The 25,955-nt window shown below is 42.9% G+C and carries 26 protein-coding genes and 3 pseudogenes; 21 read left to right on the top strand and 8 right to left on the bottom strand.

Going from position 1 to position 25,955, the window contains the following annotated elements; genetic code table 11:
- Window positions 1-43 precede the first annotated feature (43 nt).
- A pseudogene (locus tag M9196_RS04790) lies at window positions 44-313 on the top strand (BMC domain-containing protein); the annotation flags it as partial.
- 804 nt (window positions 314-1,117) lie between these two features.
- Here M9196_RS04790 and M9196_RS04785 read toward each other — a convergent pair.
- Window positions 1,118-1,930: an MIP/aquaporin family protein gene (locus tag M9196_RS04785; protein ID WP_065676517.1), complete on the bottom strand. Its 813-nt coding sequence runs from the start codon at window positions 1,928-1,930 to the stop codon at window positions 1,118-1,120.
- 305 nt (window positions 1,931-2,235) lie between these two features.
- Between M9196_RS04785 and M9196_RS04780 the strand changes: the two genes are divergently transcribed.
- The 19 genes and pseudogenes from M9196_RS04780 (at window position 2,236) to M9196_RS04690 (ending at window position 20,208) form a co-directional block, all read left to right on the top strand.
- On the top strand, window positions 2,236-3,354 hold the full coding sequence (locus M9196_RS04780) for a 1-propanol dehydrogenase PduQ (protein WP_250616391.1): 1,119 nt from the start codon (window positions 2,236-2,238) through the stop codon (window positions 3,352-3,354).
- 124 nt (window positions 3,355-3,478) lie between these two features.
- Window positions 3,479-4,168, top strand: a complete 690-nt coding sequence (gene pduL / locus M9196_RS04775; protein WP_250616390.1) for a phosphate propanoyltransferase — start codon at window positions 3,479-3,481, stop codon at window positions 4,166-4,168.
- 3 nt (window positions 4,169-4,171) lie between these two features.
- The gene (gene eutJ, locus M9196_RS04770) at window positions 4,172-4,993 is read left to right on the top strand and encodes an ethanolamine utilization protein EutJ (protein ID WP_250616389.1); all 822 of its coding nucleotides are present in this window, start codon (window positions 4,172-4,174) and stop codon (window positions 4,991-4,993) included.
- 7 nt (window positions 4,994-5,000) lie between these two features.
- Window positions 5,001-5,693 carry an HFCD family protein gene (locus tag M9196_RS04765; protein WP_250616388.1) on the top strand — a complete coding sequence of 231 codons (693 nt, stop codon included), beginning with the start codon at window positions 5,001-5,003 and terminating at the stop codon, window positions 5,691-5,693.
- 11 nt (window positions 5,694-5,704) lie between these two features.
- Window positions 5,705-5,968: a EutN/CcmL family microcompartment protein gene (locus M9196_RS04760; RefSeq protein WP_250616387.1), complete on the top strand. Its 264-nt coding sequence runs from the start codon at window positions 5,705-5,707 to the stop codon at window positions 5,966-5,968.
- Between the two features lie 22 nt (window positions 5,969-5,990).
- Complete coding sequence (locus M9196_RS04755) at window positions 5,991-6,413, top strand: GlcG/HbpS family heme-binding protein (protein ID WP_065676511.1); 423 nt, start codon at window positions 5,991-5,993, stop codon at window positions 6,411-6,413.
- Between the two features lie 63 nt (window positions 6,414-6,476).
- Window positions 6,477-7,667, top strand: coding sequence for a propionate kinase (gene tdcD, locus M9196_RS04750; RefSeq protein WP_250616386.1), 1,191 nt, complete (start codon window positions 6,477-6,479; stop codon window positions 7,665-7,667).
- A 47-nt stretch (window positions 7,668-7,714) separates the two neighbouring features.
- Window positions 7,715-9,082, top strand: a complete 1,368-nt coding sequence (locus M9196_RS04745; RefSeq protein ID WP_250616385.1) for a 4Fe-4S dicluster domain-containing protein — start codon at window positions 7,715-7,717, stop codon at window positions 9,080-9,082.
- Window positions 9,082-9,630, top strand: coding sequence for a BMC domain-containing protein (locus M9196_RS04740; RefSeq protein WP_250616384.1), 549 nt, complete (start codon window positions 9,082-9,084; stop codon window positions 9,628-9,630). Before M9196_RS04745 ends, M9196_RS04740 begins: the two co-directional genes overlap by 1 nt.
- Before the next feature lie 386 nt (window positions 9,631-10,016).
- Window positions 10,017-10,298, top strand: coding sequence for a propanediol utilization system shell hexameric protein GrpH (gene grpH, locus M9196_RS04735; RefSeq protein ID WP_065676507.1), 282 nt, complete (start codon window positions 10,017-10,019; stop codon window positions 10,296-10,298).
- Window positions 10,299-10,319: 21 nt separating this feature from the next.
- The gene (gene pduB / locus M9196_RS04730) at window positions 10,320-11,108 is read left to right on the top strand and encodes a propanediol utilization microcompartment protein PduB (RefSeq protein ID WP_250616383.1); all 789 of its coding nucleotides are present in this window, start codon (window positions 10,320-10,322) and stop codon (window positions 11,106-11,108) included.
- Window positions 11,109-11,152: 44 nt separating this feature from the next.
- Window positions 11,153-12,751, top strand: coding sequence for an aldehyde dehydrogenase family protein (locus tag M9196_RS04725; RefSeq protein ID WP_250616382.1), 1,599 nt, complete (start codon window positions 11,153-11,155; stop codon window positions 12,749-12,751).
- Between the two features lie 42 nt (window positions 12,752-12,793).
- Window positions 12,794-13,093, top strand: a complete 300-nt coding sequence (locus M9196_RS04720) for a BMC domain-containing protein (RefSeq protein WP_065676504.1) — start codon at window positions 12,794-12,796, stop codon at window positions 13,091-13,093.
- 10 nt (window positions 13,094-13,103) lie between these two features.
- Window positions 13,104-13,688 (top strand): DJ-1/PfpI family protein, encoded by a 585-nt coding sequence (locus M9196_RS04715; RefSeq protein WP_250616381.1) that lies wholly within the window; start codon window positions 13,104-13,106, stop codon window positions 13,686-13,688.
- Between the two features lie 75 nt (window positions 13,689-13,763).
- Complete coding sequence (gene grpM / locus M9196_RS04710; RefSeq protein ID WP_250616380.1) at window positions 13,764-16,313, top strand: glycyl radical diol dehydratase GrpM; 2,550 nt, start codon at window positions 13,764-13,766, stop codon at window positions 16,311-16,313.
- A 64-nt stretch (window positions 16,314-16,377) separates the two neighbouring features.
- Window positions 16,378-17,295: a glycyl-radical enzyme activating protein gene (locus M9196_RS04705; protein WP_250616379.1), complete on the top strand. Its 918-nt coding sequence runs from the start codon at window positions 16,378-16,380 to the stop codon at window positions 17,293-17,295.
- A 136-nt stretch (window positions 17,296-17,431) separates the two neighbouring features.
- Window positions 17,432-17,986: pseudogene (locus M9196_RS04700) on the top strand (IS6 family transposase); the annotation flags it as partial.
- Between the two features lie 173 nt (window positions 17,987-18,159).
- A complete protein-coding gene (locus M9196_RS04695; RefSeq protein ID WP_250616378.1) occupies window positions 18,160-19,314 on the top strand; it encodes an iron-containing alcohol dehydrogenase in 1,155 nt (384 codons plus the stop codon).
- A gap of 117 nt (window positions 19,315-19,431) precedes the next feature.
- Entirely contained in the window at window positions 19,432-20,208 is a 777-nt protein-coding gene (locus tag M9196_RS04690) for an SDR family NAD(P)-dependent oxidoreductase (RefSeq protein ID WP_250616377.1), read from the top strand.
- A gap of 409 nt (window positions 20,209-20,617) precedes the next feature.
- Here the strand turns inward: M9196_RS04690 and M9196_RS04685 are convergent, their stop codons facing one another.
- From M9196_RS04685 to M9196_RS04655, 7 genes and pseudogenes are all read right to left on the bottom strand, one after another.
- Window positions 20,618-21,175, bottom strand: coding sequence for a hypothetical protein (locus M9196_RS04685; protein ID WP_250616376.1), 558 nt, complete (start codon window positions 21,173-21,175; stop codon window positions 20,618-20,620).
- Window positions 21,165-21,329: pseudogene (locus M9196_RS04680) on the bottom strand (IS3 family transposase); the annotation flags it as partial. The pseudogene M9196_RS04680 and the gene M9196_RS04685, both read right to left, overlap by 11 nt.
- Window positions 21,330-21,377: 48 nt before the next feature.
- Window positions 21,378-22,088, bottom strand: a complete 711-nt coding sequence (locus tag M9196_RS04675) for a substrate-binding domain-containing protein (protein ID WP_250616375.1) — start codon at window positions 22,086-22,088, stop codon at window positions 21,378-21,380.
- Complete coding sequence (locus M9196_RS04670; protein WP_250616374.1) at window positions 22,039-22,167, bottom strand: LysR family transcriptional regulator; 129 nt, start codon at window positions 22,165-22,167, stop codon at window positions 22,039-22,041. Before M9196_RS04670 ends, M9196_RS04675 begins: the two co-directional genes overlap by 50 nt.
- Window positions 22,168-22,232: 65 nt before the next feature.
- Window positions 22,233-22,826 (bottom strand): HupE/UreJ family protein, encoded by a 594-nt coding sequence (locus M9196_RS04665; protein ID WP_250616373.1) that lies wholly within the window; start codon window positions 22,824-22,826, stop codon window positions 22,233-22,235.
- A gap of 9 nt (window positions 22,827-22,835) precedes the next feature.
- On the bottom strand, window positions 22,836-23,405 hold the full coding sequence (locus tag M9196_RS04660) for a HupE/UreJ family protein (protein ID WP_284677101.1): 570 nt from the start codon (window positions 23,403-23,405) through the stop codon (window positions 22,836-22,838).
- A gap of 79 nt (window positions 23,406-23,484) precedes the next feature.
- Complete coding sequence (locus tag M9196_RS04655) at window positions 23,485-24,384, bottom strand: ABC transporter substrate-binding protein (protein WP_250616371.1); 900 nt, start codon at window positions 24,382-24,384, stop codon at window positions 23,485-23,487.
- A 1,155-nt stretch (window positions 24,385-25,539) separates the two neighbouring features.
- On the opposite strand from M9196_RS04655, the gene M9196_RS04650 reads away from it, so the two are divergent.
- Complete coding sequence (locus tag M9196_RS04650) at window positions 25,540-25,725, top strand: hypothetical protein (RefSeq protein ID WP_250616370.1); 186 nt, start codon at window positions 25,540-25,542, stop codon at window positions 25,723-25,725.
- Window positions 25,726-25,955: the final 230 nt, after the last annotated feature.

The raw sequence follows: 25,955 nt of genomic DNA, 5'->3' as shown, positions 1-25,955 counted from the left end.
CTTGGGTATACATCTAATTAATATTAAGGAGAAAAGTATGTCTATGTCCAATCAAAGCTTAGGCTTAATAGAGACAGTAGGTTTAGCGGCAGCAATTGAAGCTGCGGATGCGGCAATCAAATCAGCAAACGTTGAATTGCTGGGTTATGAGTCTGCGAAAGGTAATGGTTTGCATACTGTTAAACTAGTAGGGGATGTAGGTGCAGTAAATGCGGCTGTGGATGCCGGCGTTGCTGCGGCTTCCCGCATTGGTAAAGTTTATGCTTACAAAGTGATCGCTCGAACTGCCGAAGGTTTGGAGGCGGCTATTATTGCCGGAGACAACGTTAAGTCAAATGCAGTCCAAGAGCCTCAACAAAAAAAACCTGAACAAGCTAGTGCCTCACACGAAGATGCACTAGTAAAAATACCAAAAGCTGTAGTCGAAGAAGATAAAGCGACATCTAAAAAGAATGCATCTGCCGCAAACAAACCAGCTTCGCCTACTGCAAACAAAAGGGCTGCTGCAAACAAAAAGACTGCTGCCAAAGTAGCAGCGTCAGCAACAAAAAAACCACAGTAAAAGGAACAGTGGATTAAGCCGAAAAAATAATACCCGAGCGAAATATAATCATCATCCTGTGTTCAACTCGGATTGCTTTCATTCTTTTAGTTGTTGTGCGCACTATAACTACACCTCAAACGCATAGAATTTCTGTGTGATTGGGGTTTTTTTATTGAAGAGCGATGAATGCAAAATTGTTTATCTATAAAGTAGCTTTCACCTAGTAGTCTATTATTTTTAAAACCTTTCATTATTGTTCAAAAAGCTTAGTTTGATAGACTACGTTTGGACGAACAGTTCTATATGTTTTAGCAATAGACTGACGTTAAGGTTATTCTATTATTGCTACCTAGTAGTTAACCTAAATTGTCTAATAGTATGGTAACGATTAAGATTGTTTATTCCAGAATTCAACGCCTAAGATTAGTAAAAACCGATTCAAGTTGCCCCAGCCGTAATTAGATAATGTAATAAAAATGGCAGGGTATGTTCGATTTTAATTCTGGAATGGAAGAAGGAGAATAATGCCCTAGTGAGAATGATAAATCCACCAAGGCATGGTTAAAATAACAACTATTGTACGTCTTGAGCTTTATTCACGACTTCTGGTTTAGCCACGTGTTTATCAATCAAAAATCGATAACCTGCACCACCGAGACAAGCCCCGATGATGGGTGCAACAATTGGTACGATCATGTATGGGATATCTCTTGCGCCTGTTAATGATATTTCGCCCCAACCACAAAAAAAGGTGAATAAACGAGGGCCGAAATCACGTGCAGGGTTCATAGCAAAACCTGTTAATGGAGCGGCTGCTGCACCAATAACGGCAACAAGAATACCAATCAGAAGCGGGGCCAGGCCACCTTTAGGCACGCCGTTACCATCGTCAGTGAGTGATAAAATCAAAGACATTAGCGTTGCTGTAAGAACAACTTCCACGATAGCAGCATGAAAAACGGTAATAGATGGATGGGGGAAAGTTGTAAATATTCCCGCCAATGCCAAGCTCTCTTTTGAACCTCTCACCATATTTTGTGCCAATTCATAATCTGTGAATAAGTTATGGTAAAGGACGTAAGTGACAGTTGCACCAAAAAATGCGCCAGCGATTTGTGATAACGCATAAGGCAGTACTTTTCTCTTTTCAAAATTAGCGAATAAGCATAAACCGATTGTGACGGCAGGGTTCAAGTGTGCACCAGATGTCCCGGCGGTTAGGTACACTGCCAATGCAATGCCTAAACCCCAAACAATGGCGATCTCCCAGAGCCCAAAGTTTGCACCAGCTAATATGTTTGCACATAAGCAGCTGGTTCCAAAGAATATAAATAGACCAGTCCCAAAGAACTCAGAAATACACTGGCCTGCTAGTTTTTTATCCATAATAAAACCTTATTTATTGTTAGTTAAAAGCAGTAGGGGTTTAATGAAAGTTGTTTTTTTGTTGTTTAACTGATTTAGTATATATTTGTTCGAAAGGTAAAATATTGTCTAGTTCCTTTTTTTTGAGTGAAAAAATTGTCATCTATTTTTATTGAGTGTAAAAAATAAATGAGGGGTATTTTGTCCAATATTTACTAGAGCAACAAAATTTTACTAACTATAAGCAAGTTATTATAAGTTTCGCTATATCGATTGGTGTTAAATTAAAATGATATTATTTTACCCAAAAAATAAGTGAGAATTTAATGACTAGTCATGTGTTTTCTGTGCCGGATTTATACTTCGGAACAAATGCTATCAGCTCTTTAGAACGCTTAAATTCGAAAAAAGTCGCTATCGTGACAGATGCTTTTATGGTGTCTTCTGGTAAGACTCAATTGTTAACTCAAGCAATGCCTTATGCGACAGTTTCAGTGTTTAGTGATGTAAAACCAGATCCGAACACAGCGGTAATTGTAGCGGGTGTTCAGCAATTTAAATCATTTCAACCGGATGTGATTATAGCTTTAGGTGGCGGGTCTCCATTGGATGCAGCAAAGAGCATCAAAATTACACTAGAAGATCTCTATCAAGGAGAAAAAATTGAATTAATCGCCATTCCCACGACTAGTGGGTCTGGTTCTGAAGTCACTTCATATGCGGTTATTTCCGATGTGTCGAGTGGTAAAAAGTATTCCCTAGTTTCTCCTGATCTTCTACCGGATGCAGCCCTTTTAGACCCAGATTTGGTATTAAGTGTTCCTCGAATGATCGCCATTGATACAGGAATGGACGTATTAACTCATGCCATTGAAGCGGTGCTTTCTACAGATTCCAATGACTTTAGTGACGCTCTTGCTGAGAAAGCGATTCATTTGGTGGCCACTCATTTACCACTTGTCGTCGAGAACGAATTTGCGATTGAACCTCGTGAACATATGCACAACGCATCGTGCATGGCGGGTATGGCGTTTAACTCATCGGGTTTAGGTTTGGTTCACGGTATGGCGCATGCGTTAGGTGGAATATTGCATATATCTCATGGCAAAATTAACGCCATGTTACTACCACTTATTATTGATTTTAATAGTGAAAATTGCAGCGTGGGTATACAGAATAAATATCACAAATGTGCGTGTCTGATGAATATTAATGTTGACTGTCCATCACAGGCAGCAAGTGCGCTATCGGACGAAATTCGTCATTTAAACAAGCAACTGCAGATCCCTGCTTCTCTAACCGAATTGGGTAAGAAACGTGAAGATATTGAAATTGCTAGGCAGGTCATCGTTGAGACAACATTGGCAGACGGGTGTACCACAACCAACCCAAGAAAGCCGTCAGCCAGTGACATTGATACTCTGCTCACAAAAATAATTGGTTAATCTGGATCGTTTTGTCACCGGTAAAGTTTGTTAGCAAAAATATCCTAGTCAAAGGCAAATATGAAGACGTATTACAAATTATCATAATAGTCATAAGAACGCCTCAGAGAATGGTAAAGCTATTATGGACACAATTAAGGAAAACGCGGAGCTCATTACACAGCAGATAATGAAAGAGTTATTTGGGCACTCTAATACTGCTTTTACAAGCAACAATGTCGTGACTGGTTTCAGTACTAAACTGAAGATACCTGTTGGAATATCTAATCGACATGTGCATTTAAGCCGTGAAGATATGGATGCCTTGTTTGGAGCTGGATCTGACTTAACGCGTTTTAAAGCGGTTAAACAACCGGGTCAATACGCCGCTCAAGAAGTGATAACGCTAAAAGGTCCGAAAGGTGAATTACAAAATGTACGTGTTTTGGGCCCACTACGCAGTGAAACGCAGGTCGAGATTTCGATTTCAGACGGATTTTCTCTTGGTGTGAGAGCTCCCGTAAGAATGTCAGGTGACCTAGAAAACTCTCCGAGCATTGAACTCATCGGTCCACGTGGCAGAGTCATTAAAGATCACGGCGTGATCGTCGCATGGAGGCATATCCATATCTCTCATCAAAATGCCGCGTCATTTGGCCTTGAAGATGGCATGGAAATCAATGTTGAAGCTCAAGGTGACCGCGCCGGGGTTTTACATAATGTTGTCGTACGAGTGAATAGCGACGCAGTGACGGAAATGCATATCGATGTAGAAGAGGCGAATGCCTTTAATCTAAAAAATAACGATAGCGTGACTCTTTACCAAGTGAGATAAGCCATGTCAGATTCAGCGTCATACAAGCGACTTAAAAAACTCGCAAAACTTGTAAAAGATGAAAAGTGTTTGAAGAAAAAAGGACCTTTTAAAGTTGGAGTGGACCTCGGTACGGCGAATATAGCAATTGTGGTTGTTGATAAGAACAACAATCCGGTAGCAGGTGCGAGTTCTCCTTCAAAAGTGGTTAAAGATGGCGTCGTAGTGGACTACATTACCGCGATTAAGGTTGTTTCCGCATTGAAACAAAAAGTTGAAGAGGGTCTCTGCTGTACATTGGATAAAGCAGCCACAGCCATTCCTCCTGGTGTTTCTGAAGGGAGTGTTAAAGTCATTGTTAATGTGGTTGAATCTGCAGGTTTTTTTGTTACGGATGTGATTGATGAGCCAGTTGCAGCTGCATGCGCATTAAATTTACAAAGCGGTGCGGTTGTTGATGTCGGAGGAGGCACCACGGGAATGAGCATACTGGATAAGGGTGACGTCACGTTTAGTGCTGATGAACCCACCGGTGGATCGCACATGACACTGGTGTTAGCTGGTGCAATGGATCTTGAATACGACCTAGCGGAGTCAATGAAGAAAGACGCAAAACATGAAAAACAAGTTTTTTCTGTTGTTCGTCCAGTGGTTGAAAAAATGGCTAGTTTGGTTTCAATATGGTTAAAGAGCAATTCAGCAGAACAGTTGTGGTTGGTTGGTGGCGCATCTAGCTTTAGTGAGTTTGCAGAAGTCTTTACCAAAGTGACCGGTGTTGAATCGCTGGCTGTACCTGAGCCATTGCTTGTTACTCCGTTGGGCATCGCAATGAAAGCAAGCGAGTAACCATGTTATGGAATCAAAAGATTTAACAGTGATGATCAGTCAGGTTGTTGACGATATCTTAGCGCGCAAATCGCAACCCAAAGTGATTCGAGTCATTTTGACTGGTCACGAACAGGAGTCATTACTCGATACGTTGAACTGTATTAAGGCGTTATATCGCTCCGGGTTTGGTATCGCGGTGACGCTTTCTCATTCTGCAGAGCACTCGATCATCAAATCGGTGTTTTTACGTTGGCAGCAAGAAGACGATATTGAATTTTCGATCGATTCTTACCTACCTAATGAGTTACATGACGATTATTACGGTGTCTTTTTTCCGGCGATATCAACCAATAGTTTGAGTAAGTTAGCATTGTGTATTCGTGACAATCTAGCGACCAGTTGGGCCTTTCATGCACTGCTCAATCGAAAATCGATCACAGCGACACTTAGTCATGAATATCAAACGGTTTTAGATCATGGACCTGGTCCGTTAATCGAACAGATATCAACGTATGTTACTAAGGTTGAAAACTATGGGGTCAGATTTATGACTAAGCCTAAATCATCCCATGTTGTATCAAAATCACTGATTACGTTGGCTGATGTCAAATTGCAGCCTGAGGACCAGTCGCTGTCTATCGATAAAAATACAATCATTACGCCGTTAGCTAAAGAAGAGATTGTTCGTCGACGTATCAGCATTGAAAGAATCAATTAAGAGGGGTCTATATGTATTTAGCACAAGTCACCGGAGCGATTGTATCCACGACCAAGCATGAATCGCTTAATGGCAATAAGTTACTGTTGGTGACGCGATTAGACAATGAGCACCGACCAACCCGTGATACTGAGATTGCGATTGATTGTGTTGGCGCAGGAAATAGTGACATCGTTGTTGTCACCACGGGAAGCTCCGCTCGAAAAAGTAGTTGCCACCCAGCCTCAGTTACGGATGCGGCAATCGTCGGAATTGTTGACTCGTTAGAATCGTAAACATTCACATAAGGCGTTGAATATGAACGTAACTAGTAGATCGCACATCACTTTAAGTTTACAGGCAATTATTGAACTTGGCGATTTTGCCCAAAAAGCGGCGGAAAACGTTGGGATTGATATTGTGTTTAGTTTTGTCGATCACGCCGGATCTCAACGTTATTTTTTTGTCATGGACCAAGCGTTATTGGTTAGCCATGAGTTAGCAAGACAAAAGGCATGGACAGCGGTTGCATTGAAAATGCCAACATTGGATTTGACCGAAAAGGTATTGCCTGGTCAAAGCCTCTATGGATTACAACATGCGCCAAACGTTTGTTGTATTGGTGGTGGCCTACCGATATGGGAAAGCGGTCAACTATTGGGGGCTATTGGCATAAGCGGTGGAACCGTCGAACAAGATTGTGCGATTGCACAGGCATCCATTTCACTGTTCACCCGTTGATACGCAGAAGTTCAATCATGTATAACTCCCAATCTTATTTAGTATTTACTTTTTGAGGTAATTATGTCGTCAGAAACACGTGTTTTAGTTATTAACTGTGGTTCATCATCTATGAAATTCTCTGTTTTACCAACAGGAGAAAATGAACCAGTTTTATCGGGTGTGGCAGAGAAGTTAGGACTATCAGACGCTTTTATTTCTATAAAAGACTCACAAGGCAAAAAATCTGTTTTCGAACTAGCGGAAGGCACACATGCCGAAGCATTAAAAAAACTGTTTGCCACTATGTCGACATTACAACTAATGGACTCTTTGTGTGCGATAGGACACCGCGTGGCGCATGGTGGCAGTGAGTTCAGTGATTCTGTATTGGTGACTGAAGAAATCATAGCGAAAATAGAACAGCTATCTGATCTGGCTCCTTTGCACAATCCTGCCAATCTTGTCGGAATTGAAACCGCAATGACGTTGTTGCCGACTATACCGAACGTCGCGGTATTTGATACTGCATTCCACCAAACCATGTCTGAAGAAGCTTATACCTATGCGATTCCGTTAGAATTACGCGATGAACATAAAGTACGTCGATATGGCTTTCATGGTACGTCACATCGATTCGTAGCGATAGAAACGGTGAAGCGTTTAGATCTGGATAAATATAATCACGGCATAATTGTAGCGCACCTTGGTAATGGCTCATCGGTTTGCGCAGTGAAAGATGGCATCAGTGTGGATACATCGATGGGGATGACTCCGCTCGAAGGGCTAGTGATGGGAACACGCTGTGGTGATTTGGACTTCGGTGCTGCCGTGTATATCGCCAATAGTACCAAGCAGTCGTTGGATTCTGTTTACAGCTTGAGCAACAGCCAATCAGGTTTGTTAGGTGTTTCTGGGCTTTCGAGCGATTGCCGTGAGCTAGAGCAGGCTCGATCTAAGGGCAATAAACGCGCAGCGCTTGCTATTGATGTTTTGGTGCATCGTTTAGCCCGCCATATTGGTGGTCACCTTGCTTCATTAGATCGTATTGATGCGTTGGTATTCACCGGAGGTATTGGGGAAAATTCGGTGTTAATTCGAGAGCTTGTCATACAAAAATTGGCGGTATTTGGCTTTAAACTCGATAAGGAAAAAAATGCAACGACGAAAGGAGGAGAGTGGGGCGTTGTTTCTACAGTAAACTCACCAGCGATTGTTGTGTTGCCAACTAATGAAGAAAAGGTGATTGCCCAAGATGCGGCGGCACTCGCCTAATCGTAGCTATAGCGCTAAACAATTTGTAATTAGGTAGAGGCAATACTATGAACAACCCAGAATGTATTATTAAATCGCATCTTACTCAATTGGATAAAAATACCATTGTTGAAAGAGTGAAACAGGCTGGCGTGGTTGGCGCAGGTGGTGCTGGTTTTCCTACGTATGTAAAGCTTCAATCTGAGGCTGAAATTTTCTTGGTTAACGCAGCTGAATGTGAACCTATGCTTAAAGTCGACCAACAGTTAATGGCGGAGAAAGCAGCGGAACTCATTCGTGGTCTAACGTATGCGATGAAAGCCACCGGAGCGAAAGAAGGTGTTATCGCACTAAAAGCTAAATACCAAAAAGCGATTGATGCGCTAACGCCATTGCTTGCCGCCAACATGCGCATTCATATTTTACGAGATGTCTATCCTGCAGGGGATGAAGTCATCACCATTTGGCTGGCAACAGGACGCCGTGTTGCTCCGGCTCAATTGCCTATAACCGTTGGTGTCATTGTGAATAATGTGCAAACACTGATCAATGTTTGTCATGCAGTTGAGCATGAGCAAGGTGTTTTCGATCGTACTTTAACCATTAATGGTTGTGTTAATAACCCCATGACCATCACCGTTCCTATTGGCGTCACTTTCCAAGAACTTCTCGATTATGCAGGTGGCGTTACTGAGAGTGAGTTTGCTGTGATTAACGGTGGACCAATGATGGGGGCATTGGTTGAAGATTTGAATCAATGTGTCACCAAAACGACAGGCGCACTATTGGTATTGCCTCGTGATCACATCATTATTCAACGTCGCCTGAAAAGCGATCAACAGATCCTAAATATGGCGAAAACAGTTTGTGAGCAATGTTCATTGTGTACGGAACTGTGTCCGCGTCACCTAATTGGTCACGAACTCGCACCAAGCCAAGTGATCCGAGCCACCAATTATAGAGATTTAGCGCAACCATCCACGTTCTTGTCAGCATTAACGTGTTCAGAGTGCAGCTTGTGTGAAAGTTATGCATGCCCAGTCAATATTTCTCCGATGCGTGTTAACAAAATTTTAAAGAAACAATTACGCGCACAAGGAGCGCAATATTGTGGCGAGCTAAAAGACGCCGATCCCATGGCGGAATACCGTTTAGTTCCAACCGCACGTTTGGTCTCTCGGCTCAACCTAACGCCGTATTATCAAGAGGCACTAATGCAACCATTTGATTTGCCGTATCGGCAAGTTAAAGTGGCGATTAGTCAACATATTGGAGCTCCAGGCGAGCCGATTGTACAAGCCGGCGATAGAGTGACTCTGGGGCAAAAGCTAACCGAAGCGAAAGCAAATGCGTTGAGTTTAGGCGTGCATGCGAGCTGTAACGGTACGGTGAGTGAAATTGACGCTCAATATATTACGATTCAAAGAGGTAGATAATGAAAGATACCATTGGTTTGCTTGAATTAAGCAGTATTGCAAAAGGCGTTGAAGTCACCGACAGCATGCTAAAAAGCGCTAGTGTGGAAGTGTTAAGTTCGAAAACAATTTGTCCTGGTAAATATATTGTCATGATCACTGGTGATGTTTCTGCAGTCAAACAAGCGCTAGAGCATGGTGAGATGATCGCTGGGCATCTAAAGATCGATAGCATTCTTTTGCCTAAGATTGATTCTAATATTCTACCGGCCATTTCAGGTGTTTCACCGGTAGAAGCTAAAGGTTCGGTTGGGGTAGTTGAAACCTTTAGTGTGGCTGCCTGTATTGAGGCTGCTGACGCGGCAATGAAAGCGGCCAACGTAACTCTAGTGCGTGTCCACATGGCGTTTGGAATTGGCGGCAAGTGTTATTTTGTCGTCAATGGTGATATTGGTGACGTAAAAAACGCGGTCAAAGTTGGCTGTAAAAGTGCGGGTGAGAAAGGATTGTTGGTTCATAGCATGGTGGTTGCCAAACCACATCCAGACATGTGGCAGCATCTCATTTGACTTTAAACAAGGCGACTCACCCGTATTTTATCTTCAAAGGCATAGTTTTTATGCCATTGAAACCCAGATAATATTTGTCCTTATTATTGATTTTTTACTCTTCGACAGGGCAAAGTTGTCCTGTTTTTTTACTTATCCCTCACCAAAATTTTCCGCATACCAACATGCTTCAGAGCGTCTCCTATTTACTTGAAATTTAGTGTGATTTGTATCGCTGTAAATTCTTGTTTGTCACCACTTTTGTCAGCAAAAGAATCCTCACTTGGAGCAAAACATTTTGTCTCCATACTTTTATTATGAAATGGATTAATAAATAGGGCAGAGCCTACAGCCTTTCGTAAGGCTACTTTGCCAGAAGACTAAACATTTAAATTATCGAGGTAGTTATGCAACAAGAAGCTCTAGGTATGGTTGAAACAAAAGGTTTGGTTTCTGCAATTGAAGCAGCAGACACCATGGTTAAATCTGCAAACGTAACACTGGTCGGTTACGAAAAAATTGGCTCAGGTCTAATTACAGTGATGGTTCGTGGCGATGTTGGTGCTGTAAAAGCGGCAACTGATGCTGGTTCTTCAGCGGCTAGCAAAGTTGGTGAACTTGTTTCTGTACACGTTATTCCTCGCCCTCATACTGAAGTTGAAAAAATCTTGCCAAAAACAGTTGAGTAATAGAACGGAAGGAAATTCACGATGAAAGATAATTTTGTGGAACAGATTATTTCTGAGGTCATGAACACGCAACAGTCAGAACCTCAACAAAAGGTACCGGCAATAAATGCCGCAAGCGTTGGTCTGACTGAATTTGTTGGTACTAGTGATCTTGGCCGTACTATTGGTCTAGTTGTAGCAAGTGTTGATAACCAGCTGCATGAAGTGATGAACATTGATAAGAAGTACCGTTCAATCGGCATTATCGGTGCTCGTACCGGAGCTGGACCGCATATCTTTGCTGCTGATGAAGCGGTTAAGGCAACCAACAGTGAAGTGATTGCAGTCGAGCTTGCTCGTGATACGGAAGGTGGCGGTGGCCATGGTTGTCTCATCATATTTGGTGCTGATGATGTTTCGGATGTACGTCGCGCAGTTGAAGTGACGCTATCAGAGATCAACCGAACTTTTGGTGATGTGTATGGCAATGCAGCAGGTCACTTGGAATTCCAATACACAGCTCGTGCTAGCTCAGCGCTTAACAAGGCGTTTGGTGCACCAATTGGGAAATCATTTGGTATCACTTGTGCCTCTCCTGCGGCTATTGGTGTTGTCATCGCTGATGCGGCAGCAAAATCTGCAGTGATTGACCCAGTTGATTACTCGTCTCCAGCTAAAGGTACTTGTTTTAGTAATGAAGTCATCTTTACTTTCGCAGGTGATTCAGGTGCAGTGCGCCAAGCTGTGCTAACCGCTCGTGATGTTGGTCTTCAGCTCTTGGGGTCAATGGATTCGGTTCCTCTTCAGTCTGCGACAACCCCATACATCTAAATATTAAATTTAAATAAAATGGAATGTTGTAAGGGGTATGAAGAATGAATGAACAAGACATTGCTCAAGCCGTTGAAAAAGTATTGAGCAAATACACAAATGCGACAGCGTCAAACGCAAAACAGGTTGCTTCAACTTCAGGTGAAAACTTAGAGAGTATTGTTTCTCAGGCTTTAACTGCCAATTCGGTAAAGCAACAAGCACCGAAATTTGAGTCAGCTCTAAGCAGCAATGTTGAGAGCATTGTTTCTCAAATATTGACCGAGAAACAGGCGCAACCTCAAAGCGTTCCTAGCCAAAATGTTGCGCAAGGATCGACACAATACTTAGGTTGTTTTGCGTCGATGGAAGAGGCGATCAGTGCAACGTCACAGGCTCAAGTCCAATACCGTCATTGTACAATGGGTGATCGCGCTTCGTTTGTACAAGGTATTCGAGATGTTTTCACCCAAGAAGATGTGCTTGAAAAAATTTCTCGTATGACGGTTGAAGAGACGGGGATGGGAAACTTTGAAGATAAGCTGACCAAAAACCGTATCGCAGCAGTGAAAACTCCAGGTACGGAAGATCTGGCTACGTCGGCACTTAGCGGCGATTCTGGCTTGTCTTTAACTGAGTTTTCTGCTTACGGTGTTATTGGTTCGATCACACCGACGACTAACCCGACAGAAACCATTATTAACAACAGTATTGGTATGTTGGCGGCGGGAAATACGGTTGTATATAGCCCCCACCCTCGTTCACGGAATGTCTCACTGGTTACCGTTGATATGATCAACAAAAAACTGGCTGAGCTCGGCGCACCTGCAAACTTGGTCGTGACCGTGCTTGAGCCTTCGATCGATAACACTAATGTAATGATGAATGACCCTCGAGTGAATATGCTTGTTGCAACGGGTGGTCCTTCGATTGTGAAAACAGTGATGTCAACGGGTAAAAAAGCCATCGGCGCTGGTGCTGGTAATCCGCCTGCTGTTGTAGATGAAACCGCAAATATCGAGAAAGCAGCAAAAGACATTATTAACGGTTGTGCTTTCGATAATAATTTGCCGTGTATAGCTGAGAAAGAAGTCATTGTTGTCAATGAAGTTGCTGACTACTTGATTCATTGCATGAAGAAAAGTGGCGCCTATCTATTGTGTGACAGACAGAAGATTCAACAACTTCAATCACTAGTTTTGAATGAAAAGGGTACCGGTCCTAATACCGATTTTGTGGGTAAAGGTGCTCGTCATATCCTTAAAAAGCTAGATATCCAAGTTGGCGATGACGTGAAAGTCATTTTGCTCGAAACAGAAAGAAATCATCCGTTTGTTGTTCATGAGTTGATGATGCCTATTCTTCCTGTCGTTCGTGTAGAAAACGTAGATGAAGCGATAGACTTGGCAATTAAGGTTGAACATGGCAACCGTCACACTGCCATCATGCACTCAACTAATGTTGACAAACTGACCAAAATGGCTCGTTTAATCCAAACCACAATTTTTGTGAAAAACGGTCCATCGTACTCAGGAATTGGTGTGGGTGGTGAAGGTCACACAACCTTTACTATCGCAGGTCCAACGGGCGAGGGCATCACCTCTGCACGCTCTTTTGCTCGCTACCGTCGATGTGTCATGGTCGAAGCATTGAACATTCGGTAACGGTTTAAACATTAATGGAGTTAAGGGATAGGCAATAAACATATGAAAAAACGCATAATAAACGCACCAAGTTCAGATACGCTGACGATGCTTAAACGCCGTGTACCCTCGGAATTTCGTCAGCGCTTGGGTTTGATTCGCATTGATGCAATTGGAATAGTGATGTTGCCGATTCCTGATCTTTATTTCTGTGCCGATTTAGCAAGTAAGCGTGCTGATGTGGCGGTGACTGAAATTACAGGTTCTTGTCCCCAGCATGTCACCGCGCTTGCCATCTTTGGAGACGTATCAGCAGTGAATGAAGTGATACGCACTATTGAAGATGACTTGAACAGTTTTTAATGGATTGAATATGAGAAAAATATTGCTGTTGGTTGGAGATTTTACTGAAGACTATGAAGTCATGGTCCCTTATCAGGCATTAATCATGCTCGGCTTTGCAGTTGATGTTGTTTGCCCAGGTAAATCAAAAGGAGAGAGCATTAAAACCGCTATCCATGATTTTGAAGGTGATCAAACGTATACAGAAAAAATCGGACATAACTTCACGTTAACAGCATCATTTAGTCAAATTCGATTGGATGAATACTGTGGTATTTACCTATCAGGAGGGCGGTCATCAGAATATCTTCGTCTAGAACCATCAGTGCTCCATATTGTGCATTATGCGATGAACCGTAACGTACCGCTCGCAGCGATTTGTCACGGTATTCAGATTATAACGGCAGCGAATTTGGTGAAAAATCGAAGGCTAACCGGTTATTCAGCGGTAAAGCCGGAAGTCGAAATTGCTGGTGGGTACTGGGTCGATGCGGATGATGACGAGTCTGTCGTAGACCACCTGTTAGTGACCGCTCCAACTTGGAAAGCACATCCTTCAATATTGCGCAATTTTATTCATTTATTAGGCATTAACATTATGTGTCGAGATTCATGATGTTAATGCCGTTGAACAAATAACTAAGGTCTGATCTTTAGGTCATACTAATTAATAATTACGGAGTACATCACTATGTTAGAGAAAGGTTTTTCTAATCCAACTGACCGCGTTTTACGACTTAAGAAAATGATTATTGACGCGAAACCTTATGTCGAGTCTGAGCGAGCTATTTTAGCGACACATGCTTATAAAGAAAATGAGCATTTGCCTGCAGTTATGAGAAGAGCAAGAGTTGTTGAAAAGATTTTTACTGAGTTACCAGTGACCATTCGTAAAGATGAACTGGTCGTTGGAGCTGTGACTATTAATCCACGTTCAACCGAAATTTGCCCTGAGTTCTCTTACGATTGGGTAGAAAAAGAATTTGATACAATGGAGCACCGCGTAGCGGACCCATTTATTATCGAAAAGAAAACAGCACAAGAGTTGCACGAAGCATTTCAATATTGGCCTGGTAAAACTACGAGTGAGTTAGCGGCATCTTACATGTCTGAAGGGACACACGAATCAATGGATGCAGGTGTGTTCAGTGTGGGTAACTACTTCTACGGTGGTGTTGGTCACGTATGTGTTGATTATGGCAAAGTATTGCGCATTGGTTTCCGCGGTGTGATTGAGCAAGTCAAAGACGCATTAGTTAAACTTGATCGTACACAACCAGACTTCGTTAAAAAAGAACAGTTTTACCACGCTATTATCATCAGCTATGAAGCGGCGATTGTATACGCTCACCGTTACTCAGATGAAGCTGATCGCCTTGTGCAAGTTGAAACAGATCCTCAACGTAAACGTGAACTTGAACAAATCAGCCAAAACTGTCGTCGTGTACCAGAGCATGGTGCAACAACTTTCTGGGAAGCATGTCAGACATTCTGGTTTTTACAAAGCATGCTTCAAATTGAGTCAAGTGGTCACTCTATCTCTCCTGGACGCTTTGACCAATACATGTATCCATTCTTAGCGGCTGATAAGTCCATTGATCCTGTATTCGCACAAGAATTAGTAGACTGTTGCTGGATCAAACTGAATGATATCAACAAAACTCGCGATGAAGTATCAGCCCAAGCGTTTGCTGGTTACGCTGTGTTTCAAAACTTATGTGTTGGCGGCCAGACGTCAGATGGATTAGACGCCACTAACCCATTAAGTTACATGTGTATGGAAGCAACAGCACACGTCCAATTACCTGCGCCCTCGTTCTCTATTCGTGTATGGCAAGGCACACCAGACGAGTTCTTATTCCGTGCTTGTGAAGTGGTTCGCCTCGGTCTTGGTGTTCCTGCAATGTATAATGATGAAGTTATCATACCTTCACTACAAAACCGTGGAGTTTCGTTAGCGGATGCTCGTGATTACTGCATCATCGGTTGTGTAGAACCACAAGCACCACACCGTACTGAGGGGTGGCATGATGCGGCATTCTTCAATGTGGCAAAAGTACTGGAAATCACATTAAACAATGGCCGTGCAAACAATAAACAGGTTGGTCCTGCCACTAAAGATATGACTCAATTTACTGATATTGAAGATTTCTTTGATGCATTCACAGCACAAATCGCTCACTTCGTACGTCAATTGGTTGAAGCGTGTAATAGTGTTGATATCGCGCATGCAGAACGCTGCCCACTGCCATTCCTTTCTGCGTTAGTAGACGACTGTATCGGTCGTGGTAAGTCTCTGCAAGACGGCGGCGCGATATACAACTACACCGGTCCGCAAGCTTTCGGTATCGCAGATACAGGTGATTCAGTGTACGCAATGCAAAAACAAGTGTTCGAAGACCGCAAACTGACGATGACCGAACTAAAAGGGGCACTAGACGCAAACTTTGGTTATGCAGACGGCGCTTCGGCTGCTGTGGCGACCAAAAGCTCTTTAGATGAAAAAGAAGTATACAATGTTGTTCAACGTTTAATTGCGGAAAACGGCTCTCTGAGCCCAGAAGCGATTAAAGAAGAAGTATTCCGCCAGTTGTCAAGCGCACAAACACAAGCGACTCCTTCAGTAGGGCGTATTTCACGTCATGAAGAAATTCGCCTTATCCTAGAAAGCTCGCCAAGCTTTGGTAACGATATTGATGATGTTGACTACGTTGCTCGCCGTTGTGCATCTATTTACTGTGAAGAAGTCGAGAAGTACACCAATACACGTGGTGGTCAGTTCCAAGCGGGTATCTATCCAGTATCAGCTAATGTTCTGTTTGGTAAAGGCGTCTCTGCACTACCAGATGGTCGTTTAGCCGGTAAACCTTTGGCTGATGGTGTTTCACCGCGCCAAGGTAAAGATGTTTCTGGGCCAACCGCTGCGGCAAACTCTGTTGCAAAACTTGATCACTTTATCGCTTCTAACGGTACGTTGTACAATCAGAAGTTCCTACCAGCCTCTCTTGCTGGTGAGAAAGGATTGCACAACTTTAGCGGCTTGGTACGTAACTACTTTGACCGTAAAGGTATGCACGTACAGTTCAACGTTATTGACCGTGAACGTCTACTTGAAGCACAGAGAAATCCCCACCTTCATCAAGATTTAGTGGTTCGTGTTGCAGGTTACAGTGCTCAATTTGTGGTTTTAGCGAAAGAAGTTCAGGACGATATCATCAGCCGTACAGAGCAGAAATTATAACGTAAAAGTAGTATTAGGCCGCGAAATACGCGGCCTGTTATTTCAAAAATAATGAGAAACGGTCATGAATAAAGTCGATTACAATACAGAAGGTGTTCTTTTTAACATCCAGCGATATTCGTTACATGATGGCCCAGGAATACGAACTATTCCCTTTTTTAAAGGTTGCCCACTTTCTTGTAAATGGTGCAGTAACCCTGAATCACAACAAGCTAAACCTCAGCTGATCTTCAAAGCAAGCGATTGTGTTAATTGTGGTAAATGTATCGATGCTTGCAAAGTGGGTGCAATATCTTATAACAACCCTCATTTTGTTGATCGCGACAAATGCGTCGAATGCGGTGATTGTACTGATGTTTGCCCAACCGGTGCTCTTGAAATAAAAGGCAAGCGAATGACAGTCGAGCAAGTCTTGCTTGAACTAAAAAAAGACGAAAATCTATTTCGCAGAGCCGGTGGTGGGATTACGCTGTCAGGTGGCGAGCCTCTGGCTCAACCTGAATTTGCTCGAGAGTTACTCAAAGGTTGTAAAGAGAAAGGCTGGCATACTGCGATCGAAACAACCGGAATAGGTTCTAAACAAGCGATTGAAGAAGTGTTTCCTTGGATCGATTTAGCACTTGTGGATATCAAAGCTATCAATCCTACAGTCCATAAAGCGGGAACTGGGGTTGATAACCGTATTATTCTGGAAAATATCCTTCGTATTTCACTTATTACCAAAGTGACAGTGCGTATTCCGGTTATCCCTGGGTTTAACGACAACGCTGAAGAGATTCAGGCGATTGGTCAATTTGTTCAGGTGATGTCAAATGTTGATACTATCCATCTTCTTCCATACCACAATTATGGTGAAAATAAGTACTCTTTGTTGGGCCTTAGCTATCCTTTGCAAGGCATAGAATCAAACGCAGATGAAAAAATCGGCCAACTAAAATCCCAACTGGAATCGATGGGTTTTAACTGCCATGTTGGTGGGTAATATGGCCATTATTGTCTAAATCAATCTTGGGGTGGGGGCTAATGAGTCGTTATGATGATTGCTGAACGGTTCTGTCGCAAAGCTTTGCTTCATCGGTTAAGATTTATCCAACTCCCACTTATTACTCTGAACCTTGATGTTTAAAGGCTGTCATTTTCCCTCTGAGGTTGCTCTTGAAACCGTTCGCTACTATCTCGCGTACAAGCTCAGTTATCGTGAAATTGAGGAGATCCAGAGGGAGCGTGGAATAACGGTGGATCACACAACGATTAACCGTTGGGTGCTTAAGTTTGCCCCAATCCTAGAGCACAAAGCAAGACGTTGAAAGAAACCCGTATCTAGCTCATGGCGTATGGAGGAGACTTACATCAAAGTGAAAGGAGAGTGGCTTTATTACTATCGAGCAGTCGATAAATTTGGTGAAGTGATTGATTATTACCTCATTTACAATCGCGATTAAGCCGCCGCGAAAGCCTTTCTGAATAAGGCGATAGCTCATCATGGGCTTGCTGACAACGTGGTTATTGACGGCAGTAAAAGCAACTACGCTGCCATCGATGAGATGAATGTTCAACTCTGGTTAAGCGGCTTCTTTATGTTATCGCTGATAGAGATATTAGGTGTCAAATATCTAAACAATATCGTTGAGCAAAGCCATAGTTTGGTAAAACAGAAAACCCGTCAAACCCTCGGATGGAAGTTTATTCTCTTATATCGCATTGTAAATTGTAATCTGAATCATGGCGGGCGAGTAAAGAACATGAATGTTGTTAATTGTATACCTGAACATTCTGTATTTTATTTGGCCATGATTCAAAGTCGTGATTTTGAAGTTTTTAATTATAATTGTTTAGGGAAAATGATATGGCTTTTACTTTAGCACTTCCAAAAATTAATATTTCTGGTGAAGAGGCAATCAAGGAGTTCGTGGAACTTTTAGCGAATAAAAACAGTGGACACGGATTTATCATCGCTGACCAAGCCTTAGAGAAGCTAGGCTTGTTAGACCCACTACTTAAAGAGCTAGACCAGAATCAACTCGTTTTTAGTTGTTTTACGGATACTGTTCCAAATCCAACGGTTAGTGTTGTAAATAGCGCTTTTGAAGCGTTTCAGGCTTCAGGTGCTGATTACATTATCGGGTTTGGTGGTGGTAGTGCCATTGATACAGCGAAAGCAGTCAAGATTCTAACAGCAAACCCGAAACCAATTACACTTTATACTGGTGTTGGTCATGTGAAGAACCCAGGTGTACCTCTTTATGCAATCAATACGACTGCTGGTACTGCTGCCGAGGTGACTAGCAATGCTGTAATTACAGATGAAGAAAATAAAGTCAAATGTGTCATTATCGATAGCAACATCATTCCAGATGCTTCAGTCAATGATCCTTCAATCATGCTAGGTTTGCCAGCAGACGTCACTGCTGCAACAGGGATGGATGCTCTCACTCATGCTATTGAAGCGTATGTTTCTGTTGGTGCGCATACTTTAACTGACCATTCAGCATTAGAATCTGTTCGTGTTATTAGTAAATACCTCCCACACGCGGTGGAAGATGGTTCAAACTTCGAAGCTCGTGAAATGATGGCGCTAGGGCAGTTCTTAGCAGGTATGGCATTCAACAGTGCAGGTTTAGGGATGGTACATGCTATGGCACACCCGGCAGGTGCACACAAAAACCTTCCACATGGTGTTTGTAATGCGATTTTGCTACCGATTGTGTGTGAGTTCAACCGATCTCACCGTGTAGAAAAGTTTGCTAATTTGGCATCGGCTTTGGGGTGCAAAACAGAAGGTTTGTCGCAAGAGCAAGCAAGCTTAGAGGCTGTTAGAGCTATTCGTGAACTTAGCGAAATAGTGGGCATTCCGAAAGGTTTCGCAGAGTTTGGTGTGACTAAGCAGGATATTGAATCGTGGGTAGAGAGTGCGCTAGCGGATCCATGTGCTGGTGGTAATCCAGTAGCGATGACTGCAGATGATGTACTTAATCTGTACGTTGAGTCTTTAGGAGCATAATGATCTGTTAGCTCAATCTATGAGTGACTAACGGCTTTGAGCATTCAATCGAAAATTTAATAAAACACCATTTCAATTTTGTGATATGGTGTTTTTTGTTTTTACAGGGGTTATAAAATGTTCAGTGATTTAAAAGATAAACGCATCATTATTACAGGATCAACCAGTGGAATCGGTCTTTCTGCGGCAAAATTTCTCGCTTCTAGTGGTGCATTAGTCACATTGACCTCCTATCGATCTCACGACAACATTGAACAAACAATTGCTGAGATAGAGTCTCTGGGTGGACGAGCTCAATTTTATCAGGTCGATTTTTCTAATGCTGAAGCCTGCGAAGAATTTGTGTCTAAGTTTGTTGACCAGCATGGCGGTATTGATGTTCTGATTAATAATGTTGGCGGTTTGGTTGATAGGAAGCAATTAGAAGACATTGATGCTGAATTTTTTGATGATGTTGCGTACCTAAACATGCGTTCGGCTATGGATATGGTTCGTTTGTGTTTGCCACACCTGAAAACATCAGCTTCAACAAGTGACTGGTCTGCATCAGTGATTAGTGTTGGTTCAATCGCTGCGTATTCTGGTGGTGGCCCTGGAGCTTCACTTTACGCAGCATCAAAAGCCTGGTTGCATACAGTGAACCGTTCTTGGGCAAAGAACTATGCTAAGGATAATGTGCGTTTTAATATTATTGCACCAGGTACGGTTGATACTGCATTTCATGCAGACAAAAATGATGCTGATAAAGAACGAATGAGTAAAGGGATTCCAATGGGGCGGTTGGGCACGGCAGATGAGATGGCGCCAACATTTGGTTACCTTGCTTCACATATTATGTCTGGTTATGTGACAGGGCAGATCCTGCATATCAATGGCGGGCAATACATGTCGTAATTCTTGACAAGATTAGATTTAAAGAATGATAAAAAAGCCAGTCGGGTTGTAACACCTGACTGGCTTAGGAAATAATTTTTAGATTTCTAGATCAATCACTTGTAGATGAAGTGGGCGAGACGTGCCTTCAGAACGCTCCATTAAGTAGTAATAAACCGTTTGCTTCAAAGAGTTGATAGATTGCAAGTAAAAACGTGAAAGAGCAGTGAATACACTAAGGGGAACACGTATTCACGGAGGCACGTTCCCATCGCTAAGCCTTACTCATTAACGGCGAGCCACCGACTTTTAGGTTACTTGTAGCGAATTTCAAGGAATACGCGGTCGTTTAGCGTTTTCACAGTGAAGTTGAGATGGTCTGTGGGTAATGTTGGCAGATGCTTGCCAGTATCCTAAACAGGTGTGACCTTTAGGACGCCGTTTCATCCCCACTATTTAGGTTCATCATCATAATGCCCATCATATGGAACAAATGCAGCAAAAGTGGGGATGATTGCTTGGTCTTTGACTCATTATTCATTCGTGAACTTGGGTGTACTAATTCCAATCTAACCGCACCTTGTGCTTTTTTACTTCGACCTGATGGTTTTCTCTCCTTGTAAGTTTTAATACCTTTGAGGGCATCGAGCCATTCCGATTTTTTTATGCTGCTATCGAGGTACTGCGTTGCCGCGCGCCAGTGTGATTTAGGGATAAATAAGTGGGTGGTCTCCAGAAACTTGCTCAACTCCATGGGTGAATTGAAATGGATACCTGAGCGAGAAACACTGGCGTGCTTAAGGGCATATGTAATGGTATCGACGATAGCTTCATGATGTTGCTGGTAGTGCTCTTTTAAATCTTTTATGTATTGATTTTGCGTTTTCATCTCAATGGAAGTTTTGAGTGCTGAGGGCAGAAGTTTCTTCGAGCGGGCATTAGAAAAATGATCTGCTCCAGCCAGACTGGACACTCCATTAAGCGACATTTTGTTGTTCAAAGTTAACTGGGCTTAGATACCCAAGAGCACTGTGCCTTCTCGTCCGATTATAACCAACCTCTATGTATTCGAAGACGGCTTGGCGCATCTCGTTTAGTGTCATGATTGGCTCATATTGGATCGCTTCAACTTTCATTGAATAATTCAATAAGATGCCTCCAAGACAGATAAGAGAATGATCTAATCGATATCAGTGCTCGCTACCCGCCTTAAGTAGTGTAGTCGCGTATTCTTGAGCAGGTGTTCCGGCACGGTTACTTGAAGTGGTTATATAGGTTCTAATTGTGCTCCCTGTCGCTTCCTCTCGTTGGAACTGATGAAAAGCCGAGTGAGCATCGAGGACCGCAGTAGGCATAATTGCCCAACCAACTCCTTTGGATACTAGTTGCAAGGTATCTGAGCTGTTATCGGTAAACCAACTATTCTCAGTTGGAGCTTGAACTTCACCAAAAACCGAATGAGCTCTGGTCGCACGGCATAGTACCTGTGGGTACTGGCTAATTAACTTATTTGAGGCTGCATTGTATTGGGAAAGTGGGTGTGAATGAGAGCAAATATAGCTGATCGATAATTCGGAAAATGGCTGCGTTTCAAATTCACTAGCACCATTGAACTCATCGTGAAGCACTATCTGGTACTCTCCATCATTGAGTTTTGCAAGTAATGAACTCACCGTCCCCCGAACCAGTCTTACTTGAGTAAAGGGAAACTGCTGTTGTACTTGTTTCAGAGTGTCTTTAAGTAGGCTCAGTGGTAGCATGTGACTCAAGCCTATTGTTAGTTTTGACTCAATCCCATCAACCAGACTGATAGACATCTTCTCAAGGTGCGTCATTTGGTCGAGTAGCAATTTACTCTGAGTAAGTAGTTGTTTGCCTAATCGCTCCTTGAGTTTTTCCAAGGCTGCGAGCAGCAGCGGAAAATGTTCCTTTCTCCGTTACCGTTACAAAAACTAAAAGGTGTTCGACATTAATCTGCATTTACTTAGACTGCTCGATCGAGGGATGAATTGAGCATAACATATATGTTTAATTCCATTAAATTATCATGTTATACCAACGTGAACTAAGAACAGAGATAGGATCGCACAAGCGCTGATCCAGGAACCTGCGATTCGCATTGCTATCTGTTGCCATACCTTTTTAGCCGCTTGGCTCAACATCACAATGTTCACAACCAATAGAACAACACCTAGCAGGTTCCCTATGTGTGACAACAGTAATGCAGTGTCGTACAGCAATGGTTGGGACGAATCCAACCCAATCAGTAGTCCTGTACCACTAGCCACAATGATAGTTAGCCATGCTGGTGTGACCAGGCGATACATTAATGCGGTACCTAGCAGTGTTGCACTAAATAGCGGCAATACCTCCATTGCATTTTCATCAACATACGGTGTTAGAACCAGTCCAAGCGTGCAACATAAAGCTAACCCTACCAGACTCGTTGCGCGCTGTTTTTTTGGTTGATAGCCTAACCATAAGCCGAGCGCAACCAAGCTAAGTAGTTGGGTGTATACCAGAATGGGGTGAAGTAACCCGTTATAAAACTCGCCAACACCTTCAATAGGGCTATGAGCAAAAGCTGAGGCTGGATACAATACCACCCCAAGCATTAGCACACGTATTAATCGTTTCATATTGAGTCCTCAAGCTATACCGAATAAGAACGCGGTACCGCCAAATACGATAGCTACTCCAACAGCTTTAACGAATTTTACTCGTTCTGGTTTTTCAGCCAACATTCCCACACCTACACCCGCAAGATGCAATAGCCCGGTCGAAACGACAAAACCGAAACTATAGACGAGCGGGGCGGCAGCGCTTGGCAATTCAGTACCGTGGGCATGGCCATGGAAAATGGCAAATATACCCACTAGAAAATACGCGATTTCGAGATGAACACGCGCACCTAGTGCAACCATGATCCCCAGAACGATGGAAGACAAAGCAATGCCAAACTCAACAGCCGGTATTTGAACTCCAGCAATGCCTAAAGCACCACCAAAGGCCATCATCATTGGGAAGATAACCGGAAGTTGCCAGATGGCCGGTTTGCGCAGAAAAGCACCCCACAAGCCAACCGCCACCATTGCCATAACATGATCAAGCCCAAATAGAGGATGTAGAAAGCCGCTCAAAAACGTGTTTGATGTTTCAATAACGTCGTGACCACCATGAGCACTTGCTCTGCTGTTGGTATATCGTCTAAATGCCAGTCTGACATTGAGGCCGGAATTAATTGATCTGCTTCTGAACCTGGTGTGCGGAAAATAGAATCAGCAATACCCGCTCTATCTACAGCAAGATCAAGGCCTGACGCACACGAACATCTTCTAAGTACTTATGCCCGGCATTGAGTTTGATGGCGATAGTTCTAGGGATCGGATCTGAATAGAGAGTGACGTTTTTGGCATCACGCAATAGTGGGATACTTGATGGTTCAAGACCGAATACGATATCAGCCTGACCACTTTTAGACTGTAAGACACGGCTTTCTGAGCGATGTCCAGTTAGGTAACTGGCAAATTTGATTTTCGCGTTATTCCCCCAGTATTCTTCAAATCGTTCAACAACCAGTTTGTGTGGTGGTTCAAAGTCAAAAACTTGGTAAGGGCCAGTCGCGGCCAGTTTCTCTACAAAACCGTCTTCATTATAAGAGTCTGGGGAGGCAATACCTGTGGTGTAGTTTGCCAAAACTGCCCCCAATGGACTGAATGGGCGTGTCAGCAGAATCTCAAATTTTTGATCATCTATCGCCACGACTTCTGACACTGGTGCTTCTGTCAAAGGACCGTGGTTTTTAAGTATATTTTCAAGTGCTTGTACGGCAGACTTGGCGGTAAGTACCTGCCCATCATGAAACTTTACGTTTTGGCGAATAGTGAACGTCCAATGCAATCCATCTTCCGATATCACCCAGTCTGTTGCTAATCCGGGCTGAAGCTGTCCTGCTTCGTCAACATTTAATAAGGTTTCTAAGACGCCCATTCGCGTATAAATATAACCATGTTGCGCGGGGTTCTGGGTAGTGAATTCAAAAGAACTGGCAACTGAAATAGTATTGCCTTGCGTAGGGCGGACATGGTTATCTTCTTCACTAAGCAGGTAGATAGTAGAAGATATAACGGCGAGGCTAATAACAGCCAGACTTAGCTTTCGTAAGTTGGTTTCTCTCTTTAGCGCCAAATGAGACATGGATTTACTCCGTACAACTAGATAATTCACAGGATCTTGGGAGTTCGAGTATGATAGAGCAGAAATAGATATTCAAAGGAATAACTATCAACTACTTTAATGTATGGGATTAATCGGTAGCTAGGTATAGAAAGTATGAATTGCTTCTTGCATTAAACGCAGCTACTGAAGACAAAGCGATTACCAATGAGTTTTGGAACCAAAGCTTAAAAATGAGATAGTTTCAATATGGATTTGTTAAACGAGAAAATGTGACAGGGTCAGATTATTTTAACTATTGGATTAAATAGATAGAAAGCGGTGCTTTGTTGGACATATAAGCCTTTTTCGTAAAAAAAACCGCAAACAAATACTTAACATTAACGTAGTCCTTTTATTTTGGGAAACTGTGTCATGATAGCGTCGCTCCCAAAACATACCTAAGCAAAGCGTACATCGTATACAGCCTGCCATCATCTAATCTGAGCATTCAGAAACCCTTTTTAATCACGGCCCCACTGCAATCCCAAAGTAGCGGTAAACGCATTAATCACCTGTAATTCCACTTTTCTCATTGTATCAATGGCCCTGCACTAGATAGCCAAAAACTGAGCGCCATCAACACAGCTCAATGGTGCAATTTCGCTCAGCCCTCTTCAAAGCTGCGGGGCGAAATATGAACTCTCCTTAATCTCAGAGCCATATATTGTCGAAATCTGTTCCTTCGACATAAAAGGGGCCAGTAAAGATAATTTGCTAAAGGAGAGCAGTGGATAGCGTTTGATGGTTGATCTCGATGACGATAGTTTGTAACAAAGGAAAGGGTTACCGGCTCCGCTGCAACAAATCGTATATATGTGTCAGAGAGGGGGAGTCGGGCTCGACATTTTCGTTGGGGAGAGTGGCGAAGTTCGAGAAGGTGTGGGTGAATGTTATGGATGACAGAATGACCAACCCGATGCAAATAAGAGCTAGAAAAGTGTATTTTGTCATGTGTGTCTCCTCGTTAGTCAGGCATATCTTAACAGCCGCTTTAAAATGGCAAAAATCACATATGATGGGAAAAATCGTTCAAACATAGCGGAAATCGATGTGGATTGGTGAGTGTACTTCCTCACTTTTGAAACGTAAGCATTACGCTGAAAAGAAGCGTTTTAGCTCGGTGAACTTAACGGCATGTTATTCATCCTCGGTATTTTACCTCGGGTGTCTGTACAAGGCGCTCATGCGGTATCGCAAGCACAACTGGTCTCGCGCTTTTGGTGGCATGCTGTAGAGGCAGGCTTTGGGTCGGTTACGTTACCTGATTTCCAAGCCACCTTCCAAAAACGACGAGAGAAGCTCAATCCAAACAAGAGCTAATAACACATACCTTATATCTATAAAGCTATTTCTCAAAAACATTCTTGAACCATAAACCATACACGATAGGGAAGAGTCGAGCACAGAAAGAAGTGTCGATTGTTCTCGTCTCAAAACGGTTGAATGTTGGGTTATTCCCATCAATATGGTTTTTTATGAAAGAATCTTTGCAATTAAAATCCCTCGCAGCAGCCATTACTCACGTTAACAATTAAGCGCCACTGCAGGAA

The sequence above is a fragment of the Vibrio methylphosphonaticus genome (assembly GCF_023634655.1).
Taxonomy (GTDB): Bacteria; Pseudomonadota; Gammaproteobacteria; order Enterobacterales; family Vibrionaceae; genus Vibrio; species Vibrio methylphosphonaticus.
This window is presented reverse-complemented; position numbering and strand designations above follow the sequence as displayed.